We start from the raw sequence: 13873 nt of genomic DNA, 5'->3' as shown, positions 1-13873 counted from the left end.
GGGAGCCCGCGCCGTTCCGGGGTGGAGGAACGGGCGGCGGAGCCGCCCGGACGAACGGTTCGCAAGGCTCCGACCCGCCCGCCGGAGGCTATGTCGGCAAGGCGTCCACAGCGCCGCTGGTCCTGAGGGAGTTCACCACTGCCTTTCAGGCCGACAGCTTCCGGTCAGACATCTCGTGCGGAGCGACGTCGCGAAGCCGAAACATAATCTCCCCACGGTCTCCGGGTTTCGCGCCCGGCGCTCCGCCGGCCCTTCCCATGCTTTCCGCCACCGCCCCGGAAACGGCGCGGCGTCCAAGCCTGCGCGAAAGCGCCAGGCCGCGTCGGGTCGACAGGGCGGAGCCCTGTGACCGCGGCCCAACAAAGACAGCCGCGTCGGATCGAGAAGGCGGAGCCTTCTGAGCGCGGCCTAACAAGCAGGTCGCGTCGGGTCGGGAGGTCCCGGAGGGCCGACGACCGCGGCCGACAAGATGTTGACTAACACCGTGCTCCGGCCGACAAGGCCTGACCCTTATTCCAGCGGTCCCGGCGCTCTCCAGCGGCGGGGCCGTCTCGCTTTTGGAGGCCTGCCCCGTGTCCACTGAACATCTGATGGGTGTCTATAACCGCGCGCCGCTGGAGGTGGATCGCGGCCAGGGCGCGCGTCTGTGGAGTACGGACGGGACCGAATACCTCGACTGCGTCATGGGCATTTCGACCAACGCCCTCGGCCACGCCAATCCGATCCTCGTGGCGGCGGTGACCGAACAGGCCGGCAAGCTGTGGCACGTCTCCAACATCTTCAAGATTCCGGGGCAGGAAGCCCTGGCCGACGCGCTCTGCGAGAAGTCGTTCGCCGATGTGGTCTTCTTCACCAACTCGGGCACGGAAGCCGTCGAATGCGCGCTGAAGACGGCCCGCAGATATCACTCGACCAACGGCCAGGCCGAGCGGATCGACATCTACGGCTTCGACGGCTCGTTCCACGGCCGGACCTACGGCGCCATCAACGCCGCGGCCAACCCCAGCTACACCAACGGCTTCGGCCCGCCGATGGAGGGCTTCCATCAGCTGATCTGGGGCGACAGGGAGGCTCTCGAGGCCGCGTTCCGCAATCCGACCACCTGCGCCATCATTCTGGAACCGGTGCAGGGCGAGGGTGGCTGCCGCGCTACCCCCGACGAGGATTTGCGCTGGATGCGTCAGATGGCCGACGAGAACGGTGTGCTGATCATCTTCGACGAGGTCCAGTGCGGCATGGGCCGGACCGGCAGGCTGTGGGCCCATGAATGGGCCGGCATGACCCCCGACATCATGGCCATCGCCAAGGCCCTGGGCGGCGGCTTCCCGGTCGGGGCCTGCCTGGCCACCACCAACGCGGCCAAGGGCATGGTCGTGGGCGTGCACGGCTCGACCTTCGGCGGCAATCCGCTGGCCATGGCGGTCGGCGGCGCGGCCTTCGGTGAAATCTCCAAGCCCGAGACCCTGGCCCACGTCAACGAGATCGCCGGCTATCTGAAGCAGCAACTGCACGGCCTGGCCCAGCGCTTCCCCGATGTGATCGTGGACGTGCGCGGCAAGGGTCTGCTGCTGGGCGTCAAACTGGTCCCCAACAACCGCGAATTCATGGGCTGGGCGCGAGATGAGCAGCAGCTTCTGGTCGCCGGCGGCGGCGACAACTGTGTGCGCATCCTGCCGCCGCTGAACCTGACGCTGGAAGAGGCCCGCGAGGCGGTCGCCCGCTTCGAACGCACCTGCGAGAGTGCGCGCGGCAAGCTTGCCGCGGCCTGATCGGAGCCCCGAAAATGGTCCGTCACTTCCTCGACATCCACCGCCTCGAAGCCGGGGACCTCCGCGCCATCCTCGACGACGCCCATGCCCGCAAGGCCGCTCGCAAGGGCTGGCCCAAGGGGCGCGCCGACGCCGATGCGCCGGCGAAGGACCGCGTCCTGGCGATGATCTTCGAGAAGAATTCGACCCGCACCCGCTTCAGCTTCGACGCCGCCATCCGCCAGCTGGGCGGGGCCTCGATCATCGCCAACGCCGGCGACATGCAACTGGGTCGCGGCGAGCCCGTCGAGGACACGGCCCGGGTTCTGTCGCGCATGGTCGATGCGGTGATGATCCGCGCCAACAGTCACGAGGACGTCGAGCGCTTCGCCCGGGTCGCCACCGTGCCGGTCATCAACGGCCTGACCGACCGCTCCCACCCGTGCCAGATCCTGGCCGACATCATGACCATCGAGGAGGCCCGGGGTCCCATCGCCGGCAAGACCATCGCCTGGGTCGGGGACGGCAACAACGTCTGCCACAGCTTCATGCACGCCGCGCCGAAGCTGGGCTTCCACCTGAAGGTGGCCTGCCCGGCGGACTATCATCCGGACCTGCATGACCTCGCCAGGGGCGGCAACCACGTCACCCTGACGGCCGATCCGCGCGAGGCGGTGACCGGGGCTGACGTGGTCGTCACCGACACCTGGGTGTCGATGGGCGACGGCGACTATGAGGCGCGGCTGGAGGCCTTCGAGGGCTATGGCGTCGACGAGGCCCTGATGGACGCCGCCGCCGGCGACGCCGTCTTCCTGCACTGCCTGCCCGCCCACCGCGGCGAGGAGGTTACCGACGCCGTGATCGACGGTCCGAAGTCGCTGGTCTGGGACGAGGCCGAGAACCGCATCCACGCGCAGAAGGCGGTGCTGGCCTGGTGTTTCGCGGGGACGTGAAGGGGCCAGGTTCCGGGTTCCAGGGTCGGGTCTGGGACCGCTCTGCCCCCTAACCTCCGGAACCTGGCCCCCGGAGCCTGTCAGTACGGCCGTTGCGGCACGCCCATCAGGGTTCCGAGGTGGATCGCGAGGATCAGGATCGCGGCGCCGGACAGCAGCATGATGAACCGCCACGGGATCATGCGCACGCCGCGCCGAAGGTCCCACGGCCGCGACCCCCGCCAGCCGGCGAAGACGGCCAGGCCGAGGGCGGCGGCGAGCAGGACGAGAGTGAGGGTCAGGCTCATCCGCGCGAGGTGGCTCGTTCCGCCTCCTGACGCAAGAGGCCGAATCCTTGCCGCAGGATTAATCTTCACGCGTCGTTAACTACGTTGACCCGAGATGCTCATTGAGAGACGGCGCTTTCCACAGGAAGTTGGGGATACCGCTACATCTTGGGGTTAACCACGCGTTTACACGCATCATCTTGGCGTCTAGCGTTCGGCAAGTAGGTCGGGAGGCGAATCAGTGAGCGCAGCCGCGCCGTGGAGCGTGAAGGGCATCGAGCCCAAAGCGCGCGAGATCGCCAAGGACCTCGCCCGTCGCTCCGGCATGACCCTGGGCGAGTGGCTGAATACCATCATCATGGAAGACGGCGACGATGACGAAGGTGGCTTCACGCCGCTGTCGCGCCGTCCCCATGCCGCCGACAGCATCGACCGCCGGGGCCGCAGCCGTCGCATCGACGACGCCTATGGCGGAGGCGAGGACCAGCTCCACCGCCTCGGGGCGTCGATCGACGCCATCGCCGCCCGGCTGGAAGCCGCCGAGCGCCGCTCGACCGTCGCCATCCAGGGGGTGGATCAGGCCGTCACCGGCCTGGTGCGCAAGCTGGAAGGGCAGGACCAGAACGGCAAGGCCTACGGCCGCCGCATTGATGACATCGCCGAGGAGTTGCGCGAGGGGCACAAGCGACTGCGTCGCTTCGAGCAGGAGGTCGGACCGCAGACCGCCGAGACCTTCGGCAAGGTCGAGAGCACCATGGGTGCGCTGGCCGGCCGCCTCTACGACATCGAAGAGCGTCAGCGTTCGAGCGTGAACGAGCTGCGCCACCGGATGGACACGGTCGAGAAGGTCGCCGGTCCCGGCGTCGGGTCCGACCTGCTGGCCCAGGTCGGACAGCGATTGGACCAGGCCCAGGGACGCACCGCCGAGGCCCTGCGCAATCTGCAGACCTCGTTCGCGGGCCTGGACCAGCGCCTGCGCGCCGCCGAGTCGCGGACCGAGCCCGAAGGCTCCCGCGAGGCCGTCCGCTTCGAAAAACTGGCCGAGACCCTGAGCCGTCAGGTCGAGGGCAATCGCGCCGAGATGATGCGGCGGCTCGACACGGCTGAGTCCGAAGGCCGGTTGGACCGCATCGAACGCGCGGTGCTGGCCATCGGCGATCAGGTCAAGACATCCGAGGAACGCTCCGCCAAGGCCGTCGAGACCATGGGCCGCGAGGTCCTGCGCATCGCCCAGAATCTGAACGGCCGGGTCCAGTCGATCGAGGCCGAAACCCCGGTCCACCTTGAGCGGCTGAGCCGCAAGGTCGAGACCGACATGGGCCGGTTCGCCCAGAGCGTCGAACAGCGGCTGATCGCGACCGATGACCGCCACGCCCTGGCTCTGGAGCAGCTGGGCGGAGAGATCACTCGTATTTCCGACCGGCTGAGCGAACGCATCGCCCAGTCCGAGCGGCGTTCGCAGCAGGCGCTGGAGGACATCGGCCGTCGCCTGGCCGACAGCTCTGCCCGCATCGAGCAAGGCTATGACCGGGCGTCCGGCGAGCTGGCCGAGCGTATGCGGATGTCGGAAGAGCGCACGGCGGCCCTGATCTCCGAGGCGCGAGGCAATATCGAGCGCCGCGCTGAACCCTCGCCCGCGGCACCCTCGCCCGCCGTGCCGGATTCAGACTGGCGGGCCGCCGCCTTCCCGGACGCCGCCTTCCCGGGCGCGCCGTTCTCTGACGCCGTCTTTGACGATCCGATCTATGCCGAGCAGCAGGCCTGGTCTGCTGATCTGGCCCCGCCCGAGCCGACGTCCGAGGCATTCAGTCCCGACGTTCCGGCGGACGATGTCCTGAGCGCTGATGCCATCTTCGATGCCGTCCTGCGCGGCCCGCGCGTGGGTGAAGCACCGGTGGCGGCTCCGATGGTCGCTCCGGCCCCGTTCGGCAGCCGTCCCGGCGGGACAACGCTGGCCGAGGAGGTTGCTCCTCCCCCGCAGATTCCCGCCTTCACGCCGCCCCCGTTCAATGCCACCCCACAGGCTCAGCCGGTTCCGGCGCCGGTCCCACCGATGGCATTCGGCCAAGGCTTTGGCGGCGCCGATGTCTCGGACGCACTGGAGGCGACCGCCCCCGGCGGCGCCTTCGACGGCGGGCATGACGAGTTCGAGGGCGAGACGGATTTCGTCGACCCCCGCGCCCTGCGTGCGGCAGCGGCCCAGGGCCGCGCCTCCTCGACACGCCAGACCATCGACGCCGCCCGCGCCGCCATGGCCGCCCCGGCCCCCGAAACGCCTGCTCGTTTGGGCTTCGGCCTGAAGCGCGGCGGCAAGTCCCGGCTGCAGGAGCGGTTGGACAAACAGGCTTCGAAGGATGGCGGCACGGTCCGCAAGGCGCTGGGCGCCTCGGCCATAGCGGTCCTGCTAACCGCCGGCGGCGCCTATGCGACGGGCCAGCTGACCGGCTCGGGTCTGAATATTCCCGGCCTGCCGGGTGCTGAACGGGCAGCCCCGATCGCAGCCCTCGCCGTCGTGCCGACCAATGCCTCGCCGGCGGATCTGGCGCGGGGCGGAGATCTGTATCAACAGGCGATGGCCGAGCTCGATGCGGGCGAGGCTGGCGGAGTCGAGTTGCTGAAACAGGCCGCCGCTACCGGATACACGCCGGCCCAACTGCATCTGGCCGGCCTCTACCAGGACGGCGACAAGGGTCTGACGGTCAATCTGTCGGAAGCCCGGACCTGGGCGCGCCGCGCAGCCGATGGAGGCGACGCCCGCGGGATGCACGCCTATGGGATGTATCTGTTCGACGGCGTCGGCGGGGATCAGAACCGCGGCGAGGCGCTGGACTGGCTGAAGCGGGCGGCGGAACTCGGCTTGGTCGATAGCCAGTTCAACGTCGCCAAACTCTATGAGTCGGGCGACCAAGGCATCGAGCCCGACCTAACCGAGGCCTACAAATGGTATCTGATCGCGGCGCGCGCCGGCGATGGCGACGCCCAGTCAGCGGTCGAGCGTCTCAGAGCCACGGCGCCGGCCGCCGCCCGCGACCAGGCCCGCACCGAAGCCGAGCAGTTTGCGGTCGAACCGCTCGCCTGAGGCGGGAGAAGACCAAGCCTTTCTGGCGCATCGGGTGGCGGGGACCGCCGGGTGGGTCTAGGACAATCAGACTTCCGTCGTCGCCTTCCCGGCGCCTAGCCTCAGTTCCAGCCGAAGGCGCGTCCTTTGGATATCTATCTACCGATCGCCGAGGTTTCGGTGAACTGGCCGCTCCTGGTTCTGCTGGGCGCGACGGTCGGATTCGTGTCCGGACTGTTCGGCATCGGCGGCGGCTTTCTGATGGCCCCGATCCTGATCTTTCTCGGCATTCCGCCGTCGGTGGCCGTGGCCAGCCAGGCCAGCCATGTCGTCGCCTCCTCGACCTCGGGCGTGATCAGCTACACCAGCCAGAAGGCGGTTGATTATCGCATCGGCGGCGTCATGGCCCTGGGCGGCGTGGTCGGCGCGCTGCTGGGCGTTGAGCTGTTCCGCTATCTGCGCCTGCTCGGTCAGGCCGACATGGCGGTGGCGGTTTCCTATCTGCTGTTTCTCGGCGCCATCGGAACCCTGATGCTCTACGAGAGTCTCGGCCAGATCCTGCGCCGGGTGCGTGGCGAGGTCTTGCCGCACAAGGAGCGTCGTCGGCCGCTGTGGCTCTACGGCCTGCCACTGAAGATGCGTTTCCCGCGTTCAGGCCTCTACATCAGCGCCATTCCGCCGTTCGCCCTCGGCGCCTTCGCCGGGGTGCTGTCGGCCATCATGGGCGTCGGCGGCGGCTTCATCCTTGTGCCGGCCATGCTCTATGTGCTGCGAATGAAGGCTGGCGTGGTCGTGGGCACCAGCCTGTTCCAGATCATCATCGTCACGGCAATGACCACCATCCTCCAGGCCGGCCGCAACCAGACCGTCGACATCGTCCTGTCCACCCTGCTTCTGGTTGGCGGCGTCGTCGGCGCACAGTACGGCGCGCGTTTGTCCGGCCGGTTCCGGCCGGACGTCCTGCGGGCGGTGCTGGGGCTGATTGTCCTGCTCGTCGGGATCCAGATGGGACTGGAGCTGTTCGTACGCCCGTCAGACCTGTTCGCCTTCGCGCCGGGGGTGCCCGAGTGATGCAGGCTCTTCCTCCGCCTCCTCCGGCCATCGTCGCGCCGGCGCCGGAACGATCGGTCGGGACCATCGGCCAGGTCCGCGTCGCCGCCGCCATGACCGACGCCCGCGTCATGATCGACTCCAGCTTTCGGGGGGCCTCGATCGTCCTGTACGGCGCCGTCTTCAATCCGACCGATCGACCGGCCGATGTGGTGGTCGTGGTGCGGGGTCCGGACAGCCCGGTCCGCCTGGTCAAGAAGACCCGCAACATGGGCTTCTGGCTCAACAGCCGCCCGGTTCTGTTCGAGGGCGCGCCGGGTTTCTACATGACGGCTTCAACGCGGCCGCTGTCCGACATCGCCGACTTCGGCCAGTTGCGCCGTCTTGGCGTGGGGGTTGATCACCTGAGGATCAACGCGCCGCAGGAGAGCCGCACGGTCACCCGCTATGGCGTACGCGATGTGGTCGTCAGCCGGCTGGGCGAAGACTATCTGGACTACCGCCGCGCCGTGATCCGGCTGCGCGAGGCGGCGGCGCTGTACAACACCGATCCGAATGGGGTGGAGTTCGTAGACACGGGCCTGTTCCGTGCCGAGATCGAGCTGCCCGCCGTCGCCCCGACCGGTCAGTATTTCGCCGAGGTCTGGCTGTTCCAGGACGGCGAGGCGGTGTCGGTGAGCAATCTGACCCTGACGGTCGAAAAGGTCGGCATCGAGCGCGACATCTATGAGTTCGCCCACCGGCGGCCGTGGAGCTACGGCCTGCTGACTGTCCTGCTGGCGGCCTTGATGGGCTGGGGGGCGTCGAGGGTGTTCAGGCGGCAGTAGCGGGCGCGTCGAGTCGGGCCAGGCGGGGCCGGATAAACCACACTCCGATGACCCAATAGACGAGAAGCAGGAAGGTCCCGAGCGTTGCGCCTGACGCAGCCTGACCCCGGTTTTCCGAACGCGCCAGTGCCGCTGCAGCCAACCAGATACAGACAACGAGGGACCACGCCGGATGTAAACGGATCAGTCGTTCTCTGACGCCTGCCATCAGCTCGCCGCGAACTCGCTCAGCGCATCGATCACCGCGCGGTTCTGGTCCTCGGTCCCGACGGTGATGCGCAGGCAGTCGGGCAGGCCGTAGCCGCCGACCGGGCGGACGATGATGCCCTTTGAGTTCAGATAGTCGTTGGCCGCCGCGGCGTTGCGCGTCTCATCCGGGAAGCGGACGAGGACGAAATTGCCCGCCGAGGGGAAGACGTCGAAGCCGAAGCCCTTGATGGCCTGGGTCAGGCGCGGCCGCCATGCGTGGACCAGGTCGCGTGAGGCCTTCTGGTGCGCCTCGTCGCCAAGGGCGGCGACGGCCGCCTCGATGCCGGGCACCGAGACGTTGAACGGGAGGCGGATGCGATCGACCGCTTCGGCCACCTTCAGCGGCGCATAGCCGAAGCCGATGCGCAGGCCGCCGAGGCCGTGGATCTTGGAGAAGGTGCGGGTGACGACGATGTTGTCGGCGTCGCGGGCGAGGGGGAAGCTGGTCTCCCAGTCGGGCTCGGCGACGAATTCGGCATAGGCCTCGTCAATGACCAGCAGGACCTGCGGCGGGAGAGCCTCATGCAGACGGCGGATCTCCTCGGCGGTGTTGTAGCTGCCGGTGGGGTTCGACGGGCTGGAGACGTAGACGATGCGGGTCCGGTCATCGACCTCGGCGAGGATCGCGTCGGGCGTCAGGCGGAAGTCGGGCTCGGGCGCCAGTTTGACCGAGGCCTCATTGGCCAGGGCGCTGATGCGATAGGCGAGAAAGCCGTATTTGCCGCTGACGATATTATCGCCGGCGGTGAGATAGGTCTGGTTGAGCAGGGCGAAGACCTCGTCCGAGCCGTTGCCGAAGATCAGCCGTTCGGGCTCCAGCCCGTGGTGTTCGGCCACCGCGTCGCGCAGCTTCATGGCCCGGCCGTCGGGGTACATGTGGATGTTGGCTGCCGCGGCCTGAAACGCCTCGCGCGCCTTCTCGCCGGCGCCCAAAGCGTTCTCGTTGGAGGACAGCTTCATCGGCTCGGCCACGCCCTCGATGCGCGACTTGCCGCCGACATAGGGGGCGATGTCGAGAATGCCGGGCTTCGGAGCGGGGGCGTCGGTCATGGGCGCTTTCAGAACTGGGGGGCGGCGCCGATGACGCCGGAAAGGCTGCCGGGCGCGGATGCGAGCCGCCCGTCCTCGGCCTGCACATAGCCCGCGAGCATGAACAGCTTCAAGCCGCCCGCCGCGATCAGCGGGCTGGCGGCGAGGCCGGCGGCGCCGAGGGTCGCGACGATACGGGCGTCGGGGGCCTTGCTGTCGGTGGCCCAGAAGGTGCGGTCGTCGCCGGTCGGGCCGGGCTGGGCCTGCTGGACCATCAGGGCGCGGGGCAGGCCGTGGGTGTCGTCGGGGAGGGCGGCGATCACGCGCAATTCCGGCTCGGCCAGCAACCGGCCCCACCAAGCCTTGCCCGATGTCAGGTCCATCAGGGCGCGCCCGCCCTCGCGAACGGCGGCCAGCGCCTGCTCAGGCTCGGCGGCAGTGCGGGTGGTCAGGCCGAAGCGGTCGGCGGCGAGGACCTGACTGGCCAAACCCCAGACGACCAGCGGCGCGCCCGTGGCGGCGTCGACCCGGCCCAGCACGGCGCGGACGGCGGCGGTCCCGGTTTTCGACAGGCTGGTCAAGAGCGCGCGCAGGGCGATGGAGTCGGCGTCCGGGGTCGGGCGCGGGCCGGTGACGATCCGCCGGCGCACGGCCTCGGCCACGGCCCGGTCCAGAGCCAGTCGTTCGGCATCGACTTCAGGCTCGCTCAGGAGCGCCGACGGCATCAGAACAGCCGCGGCGCCGGGGCCAGGGCGAAGGGCCCCAACCACGTGCGGCCGTCGCGGAACTGGACGACCAGATCGACGCCGCGCTCGCCCGAGGCCGCCGTGGCCGCTGCAGCGCCGGCCGCGCCGAGGCGATTAACCGCGCCGGAGCGCGACCCCGCCAGGCCGGAGATGGCGGCCATCGGCTTCTCTGCGGTCAGGGCCAGAGACCCTTGCAGCCGTCCGTCGCGTCCGGCCGACAGGGCGTCGCTCGAGATGACGGCGGTGCTGTCTCCGGCTTTCAGACGGCCCCGGACAGCGGTGAACCGGCCGCCCGCGGCGGTCCAGGCGGAGAAGACCCCGGCGGAATCCATGCCCCGCAGGCGGCTGGCGCCGACAATGGTGGCCTCGATATCGGCGCTGAGCCGGCCCTGACGCGTCGCCCCCTCGACCGGACCGCCGGGGCGGCCGCGCGCCTCGACCAGGCGGAACAGCACATCCATCTCGTCGGTCGAGGCCTGGCCGTCGGTCAGGTGCGGGCGGGTCTCCAGCTGGATCCGCTCAGCCGAGGCGATGGGGAAGGGTTCGGCGTCGCCGTGGGCGGTGAAGGTCGGGCGGATCATCTCGGCCCTGAGATCAGGGAACCGGTCGCCCAGATGGCTGATGCTCAGGCGCAGGCCGTCGCCGCCGACCCCGACCTTGCCCTTGCCGGCGCGGGTCAGGGTCAGGCCGTCGGGGGCGATCACCACCCAGCGGTCCGGATTGTAGGCATTGGCCTCGGCCACCAGTTCCGGCGCGGCGACGCCATGGCCGGACGGGGCCAGGATCGCGGCGTGCGAGATCGACACCCGCGCCCGGAAGGGCCAGCCGGTGGTGGTCGCCCGGGCATGGGTGATGGTCCAGCCGTCCTGGCGCAGGGCCTCGACCCGGGCCTCGAGCCGGGTCTCGATCTGGTCGGTCAGATAGAGCCACCAGCCGGTCCAGCCGGCCAGCAACAGGCCGACGATCACAAAAGGCGCGGCGAGGCCGCGGCGGGGGTGGCGGATCGGGGTCGGGTGCGTATCGGTCATCCAGGTCCGTCTAGTCTGCCTTGAGGAAAGCGCCAACCTGCTCCACGGCTTCAGCCAGTCCCATGCGCTGCACCTCGGTCCCCGGCGGCAGACTGGCGAACAGGCGGGTCGGTGCGGCGGCGTCCAGCATGACGAAGACGCCCTTGTCGTCGGCGCGGCGGATCAAACGGCCGAAGGCCTGCGCCATCTTCGCGCGGGCCAGGGCGTCGTCAAAATTGCGCCCCCCTGCGCCCTCGCCGCCGAAGCGCAGGCGGCGCGCCTTGTGGAGCAGGTCGGGGCGCGGCCACGGCACCCGGTCGAAGGCGAGGATACGCAATGAGCGACCCGGCACATCGACGCCGTCCCGGACAGCATCGGTACCTAACAAACAGCTGTCCTGTTCGGCGCGGAACACATCCACCAGCGCCCCTACCTCCAGCGGGTCGACGTGCTGGGCGTAGAGGGGGATGCCTGCCTTGGCGAGGTCCGGCCCGAGCCGCTCATAGACCGCCTTCAGCCGTCGTATGGCCGTGAAGAGGCCGAGCCCACCGCCGCCGGCGGCGAGGAACAACTCTCGCATGGCGGCCGCCGTCTGGCGCGGGTCGTCCTTGATCAGGTCGTTGACGACGATGACGCGGCTGTTGGCCGCATAGTCGAACGGGCTCTCGACCTTCAGCGTCCGCGCGGGCTCAATCAGACGGGCCGAGCCGGTGCGGAGCCGGGCCATGTCGAACGGATCATCCGAGTTCGGATCGGACAGGGTGGCGCTGGTCACCAACACCCCGTGCGCCGGCATGATCACGGCCGCCTCCAGCGGCACGGTCGGGTCGATCCAGTGGCGGCGCAGGGCCACGTCCATGATGCGGCCGAACGCCGCTTCGGCGGATAGCCAGTCGAGGAAATCGGGATCGGGCTCGTCGGACGGCACCTCCAGCGCCGCCAGCATGGAGCGCCAGCCGGGCAGGGTCATGCGGGCCCGCCGGTCAAGACCGCGCAGCGCGCCCTCGATGCGCGCCCGGGACGCGCCGTCCAGTTCGGACGCCTCGTCGTCGAGGATGTCCTCCAGATGGCGGGACAGGGCCAGCAGCGGCGCCTCGACTGCGGCCAGGGCTTGGGCGGCCTCGCGCGCAGCCTCGAGAACCGGCTCGGTAACCGGGCGCAGCGAACATTCCATGCCGAACTCGACGCCGCTGCCCGAAGCGTTCTCGCTGGTCCGTGCACGGAGCTGTTCCAGCGCGGCGAGCAGGAAGCGTTCAATCGGCCCGACCGGATTGACCTCGCCCGAGGCCGGGGCGATGCGGCCCGACACGCCTTCACCCGGCAGCTGGGCGGCGGCGCGGACGGCGTCCTGTAGCGCCTTGGTCGCGGCTTCGTTGTCAGCGCACAGGTCGCCCAGCCGCTGTTCCAGGCCGCGCCCGCGACGGCTGCGCCCCTCAGGCCCGCGCAGCCAGCGGCGCAGCTCGGCGGCCTCCTGACCGGACAGGCAGGCCGAGAAGGCGCTGTCGGCAGCGTCGAACAGATGGTGGCCCTCGTCGAAGACGATTCGCTTCAGGGCGGCCGTCTCGCCGTCCTGTTTCAGCCCGCGCGCCGACCGGGCGCCGTCGAAGGCGGCCTGGGTCATGACCAGGGCGTGGTTGGCCACGACCAGATCGGCCCGGCGGCTGGCGCGAATGGTCTTCTCGACGAAACAGGTCCGGTAGTGGGGGCAGGCGGCGTGGACGCATTCGCCGCGCCGGTCGACCAGATTGGCGGCGCTGGCTTGATGGCTGGGGCCCGTCGCGAACAGGCCGGGCAGCCAGCCGGGATAGTCGCCCCCGGTCATGTCGCCGTCGCGCGAATGCATGGCCCATCGGCTGGCCAAAGCCATGCCGATCAGGTCGCCGTTCCCCAGCTGGGCCGCCTGCACCATCTCCTGCAGGTTCAGCAGGCAGAGGTAGTTTTCGCGTCCCTTGCGGACGACGGTTTTCTTTTTCCGCTCGACCGGGTCGGGCCACAGGGCGGCGCTCTCGCGGTCGATCTGGCGCTGCAGGGCGCGGGTGTAGGTCGAGACCCAGGCGGCGCCCTGATTGCGCTCGGCCCACAGGCTGGCGGGGGCGAGGTAGCCGAGGGTCTTGCCCGTGCCCGTGCCGGCCTCGGCCAGCAGCACGCGCGGACGACCCTCTTCATTGCGCGGCGAGAAGGCGAAGGCGACCTCGGCGGCGTAGTCGGACTGGGTCGGGCGGGTCTCGTCGAGGCCCGAGGCCTGCAGCAGTTTCTCCAGCCGGATGCGGGCGGATTCGGAATCGACGGGGGCGGAGCCGGCCTCGCCGCGCGGGGCCTCGTCCTCCCATTCCGGCAGGCGGGACCAGACGTCGAGCCCGCTGCCGCGATGATTGCGGTCGCGGACCGGCTGGTGCTGCAGGGCGCCCGACGCGCGCCACGCCCACGACCAGCCGGCGCGGCCCAAGGTCTCGGCGAGGGTGAAGGCGTCCTCGCGCAGGGGGTAGGCTGGGTCGGCCAGTTCCTTCAGCAGGCCAGAGGCGGCGTCCATCAGGGCCTGTGCCTGGGCCTCGGCGCCCTTGGGTTCGCTCATGCCCATGGCGAGGGCCAGACCGCTGGGCGAGGGGGCGCAGAAGCGGGAAGGGCGGACGAAGGCGAACAGCTCCAGCACGTCCAGCAGATCCGCCGAGCGCGGCGGCGGGGCGAGGCCGAGGCGGCGCGCGGTCAGGCTGGCGTGGGCGACCATGACCGGGCCGGCGGTGAAGGCCCCCTCGGCCGCGCCCCGCCCGATCTTGCGTGGACCGTCGGCGTCGCAGATCGCGCCCGCACCCGGCGGAATGGCCAGCGCCGGCGGCAGGACCAGCCACGGCTCGGCGCCGGTCAGGAGGGCGGAAGATGTGAGGGAGTCGACGGACACGACCAATAGATAGCCGTTCAGGACGTGAAACGGAACGGGAACAT

The 13873-nt window shown here is 69.8% G+C and carries 10 protein-coding genes; 5 read left to right on the top strand and 5 right to left on the bottom strand.

Features of this window, described 5'->3' with window-relative positions; all coding sequences use genetic code 11:
• Positions 1 to 572: 572 nt before the first annotated feature.
• Both Q8K49_RS11125 and argF read left to right on the top strand, forming a co-directional pair.
• Positions 573 to 1769: an aspartate aminotransferase family protein gene (locus Q8K49_RS11125; RefSeq protein WP_305306107.1), complete on the top strand. Its 1197-nt coding sequence runs from the start codon at positions 573 to 575 to the stop codon at positions 1767 to 1769.
• Between the two features lie 14 nt (positions 1770 to 1783).
• Positions 1784 to 2701: an ornithine carbamoyltransferase gene (gene argF / locus Q8K49_RS11120; protein WP_305306105.1), complete on the top strand. Its 918-nt coding sequence runs from the start codon at positions 1784 to 1786 to the stop codon at positions 2699 to 2701.
• Positions 2702 to 2781: 80 nt separating this feature from the next.
• Here the strand turns inward: argF and Q8K49_RS11115 are convergent, their stop codons facing one another.
• Entirely contained in the window at positions 2782 to 2988 is a 207-nt protein-coding gene (locus Q8K49_RS11115) for a hypothetical protein (RefSeq protein WP_305306103.1), read from the bottom strand.
• A 220-nt stretch (positions 2989 to 3208) separates the two neighbouring features.
• Here Q8K49_RS11115 and Q8K49_RS11110 point away from each other — a divergent pair, with 220 nt between their 5' ends.
• The 3 genes from Q8K49_RS11110 (at position 3209) to Q8K49_RS11100 (ending at position 7902) form a co-directional block, all read left to right on the top strand.
• The gene (locus Q8K49_RS11110; RefSeq protein WP_305306102.1) at positions 3209 to 6046 is read left to right on the top strand and encodes a hypothetical protein; all 2838 of its coding nucleotides are present in this window, start codon (positions 3209 to 3211) and stop codon (positions 6044 to 6046) included.
• 126 nt (positions 6047 to 6172) lie between these two features.
• Positions 6173 to 7096, top strand: a complete 924-nt coding sequence (locus tag Q8K49_RS11105; RefSeq protein ID WP_305306100.1) for a sulfite exporter TauE/SafE family protein — start codon at positions 6173 to 6175, stop codon at positions 7094 to 7096.
• Positions 7096 to 7902: a TIGR02186 family protein gene (locus tag Q8K49_RS11100; protein ID WP_305306098.1), complete on the top strand. Its 807-nt coding sequence runs from the start codon at positions 7096 to 7098 to the stop codon at positions 7900 to 7902. Before Q8K49_RS11105 ends, Q8K49_RS11100 begins: the two co-directional genes overlap by 1 nt.
• A gap of 207 nt (positions 7903 to 8109) precedes the next feature.
• On the opposite strand, the gene hisC is transcribed toward Q8K49_RS11100, so the two are convergent.
• Genes hisC through Q8K49_RS11080 form a run of 4 tightly spaced genes read right to left on the bottom strand, consistent with a single transcriptional unit; the run spans position 8110 to position 13796 of the window.
• Positions 8110 to 9201 carry a histidinol-phosphate transaminase gene (gene hisC / locus Q8K49_RS11095; RefSeq protein ID WP_305306097.1) on the bottom strand — a complete coding sequence of 364 codons (1092 nt, stop codon included), beginning with the start codon at positions 9199 to 9201 and terminating at the stop codon, positions 8110 to 8112.
• 8 nt (positions 9202 to 9209) lie between these two features.
• A complete protein-coding gene (locus Q8K49_RS11090) occupies positions 9210 to 9905 on the bottom strand; it encodes a hypothetical protein (RefSeq protein WP_305306095.1) in 696 nt (231 codons plus the stop codon).
• On the bottom strand, positions 9905 to 10954 hold the full coding sequence (locus Q8K49_RS11085; protein WP_305306093.1) for a DUF2125 domain-containing protein: 1050 nt from the start codon (positions 10952 to 10954) through the stop codon (positions 9905 to 9907). The genes Q8K49_RS11090 and Q8K49_RS11085 overlap by 1 nt, the downstream gene beginning before the upstream one ends.
• 10 nt (positions 10955 to 10964) lie before the next feature.
• Positions 10965 to 13796: an ATP-dependent DNA helicase gene (locus Q8K49_RS11080; protein WP_370867774.1), complete on the bottom strand. Its 2832-nt coding sequence runs from the start codon at positions 13794 to 13796 to the stop codon at positions 10965 to 10967.
• Positions 13797 to 13873: the final 77 nt, after the last annotated feature.

This window comes from Brevundimonas sp. (genome assembly GCF_030682035.1).
GTDB lineage: Bacteria > Pseudomonadota > Alphaproteobacteria > Caulobacterales > Caulobacteraceae > Brevundimonas.
The sequence above is the reverse complement of the archived record's forward strand: the minus strand, read 5'-3'. Positions and strand labels throughout refer to the sequence as shown.

Bases quoted from the DNA above. Each gene is read 5' to 3' on its own strand.
- argF (WP_305306105.1), top strand. From the start codon at position 1,784: ATGGTCCGTCACTTCCTCGACATCCACCGCCTCGAAGCCGGGGACCTC.
- Q8K49_RS11115 (WP_305306103.1), bottom strand. From the start codon at position 2,988: ATGAGCCTGACCCTCACTCTCGTCCTGCTCGCCGCCGCCCTCGGCCTG.
- Q8K49_RS11100 (WP_305306098.1), top strand. From the start codon at position 7,096: ATGCAGGCTCTTCCTCCGCCTCCTCCGGCCATCGTCGCGCCGGCGCCG.
- hisC (WP_305306097.1), bottom strand. From the start codon at position 9,201: ATGACCGACGCCCCCGCTCCGAAGCCCGGCATTCTCGACATCGCCCCC.
- Q8K49_RS11090 (WP_305306095.1), bottom strand. From the start codon at position 9,905: ATGCCGTCGGCGCTCCTGAGCGAGCCTGAAGTCGATGCCGAACGACTG.
- Q8K49_RS11085 (WP_305306093.1), bottom strand. From the start codon at position 10,954: ATGACCGATACGCACCCGACCCCGATCCGCCACCCCCGCCGCGGCCTC.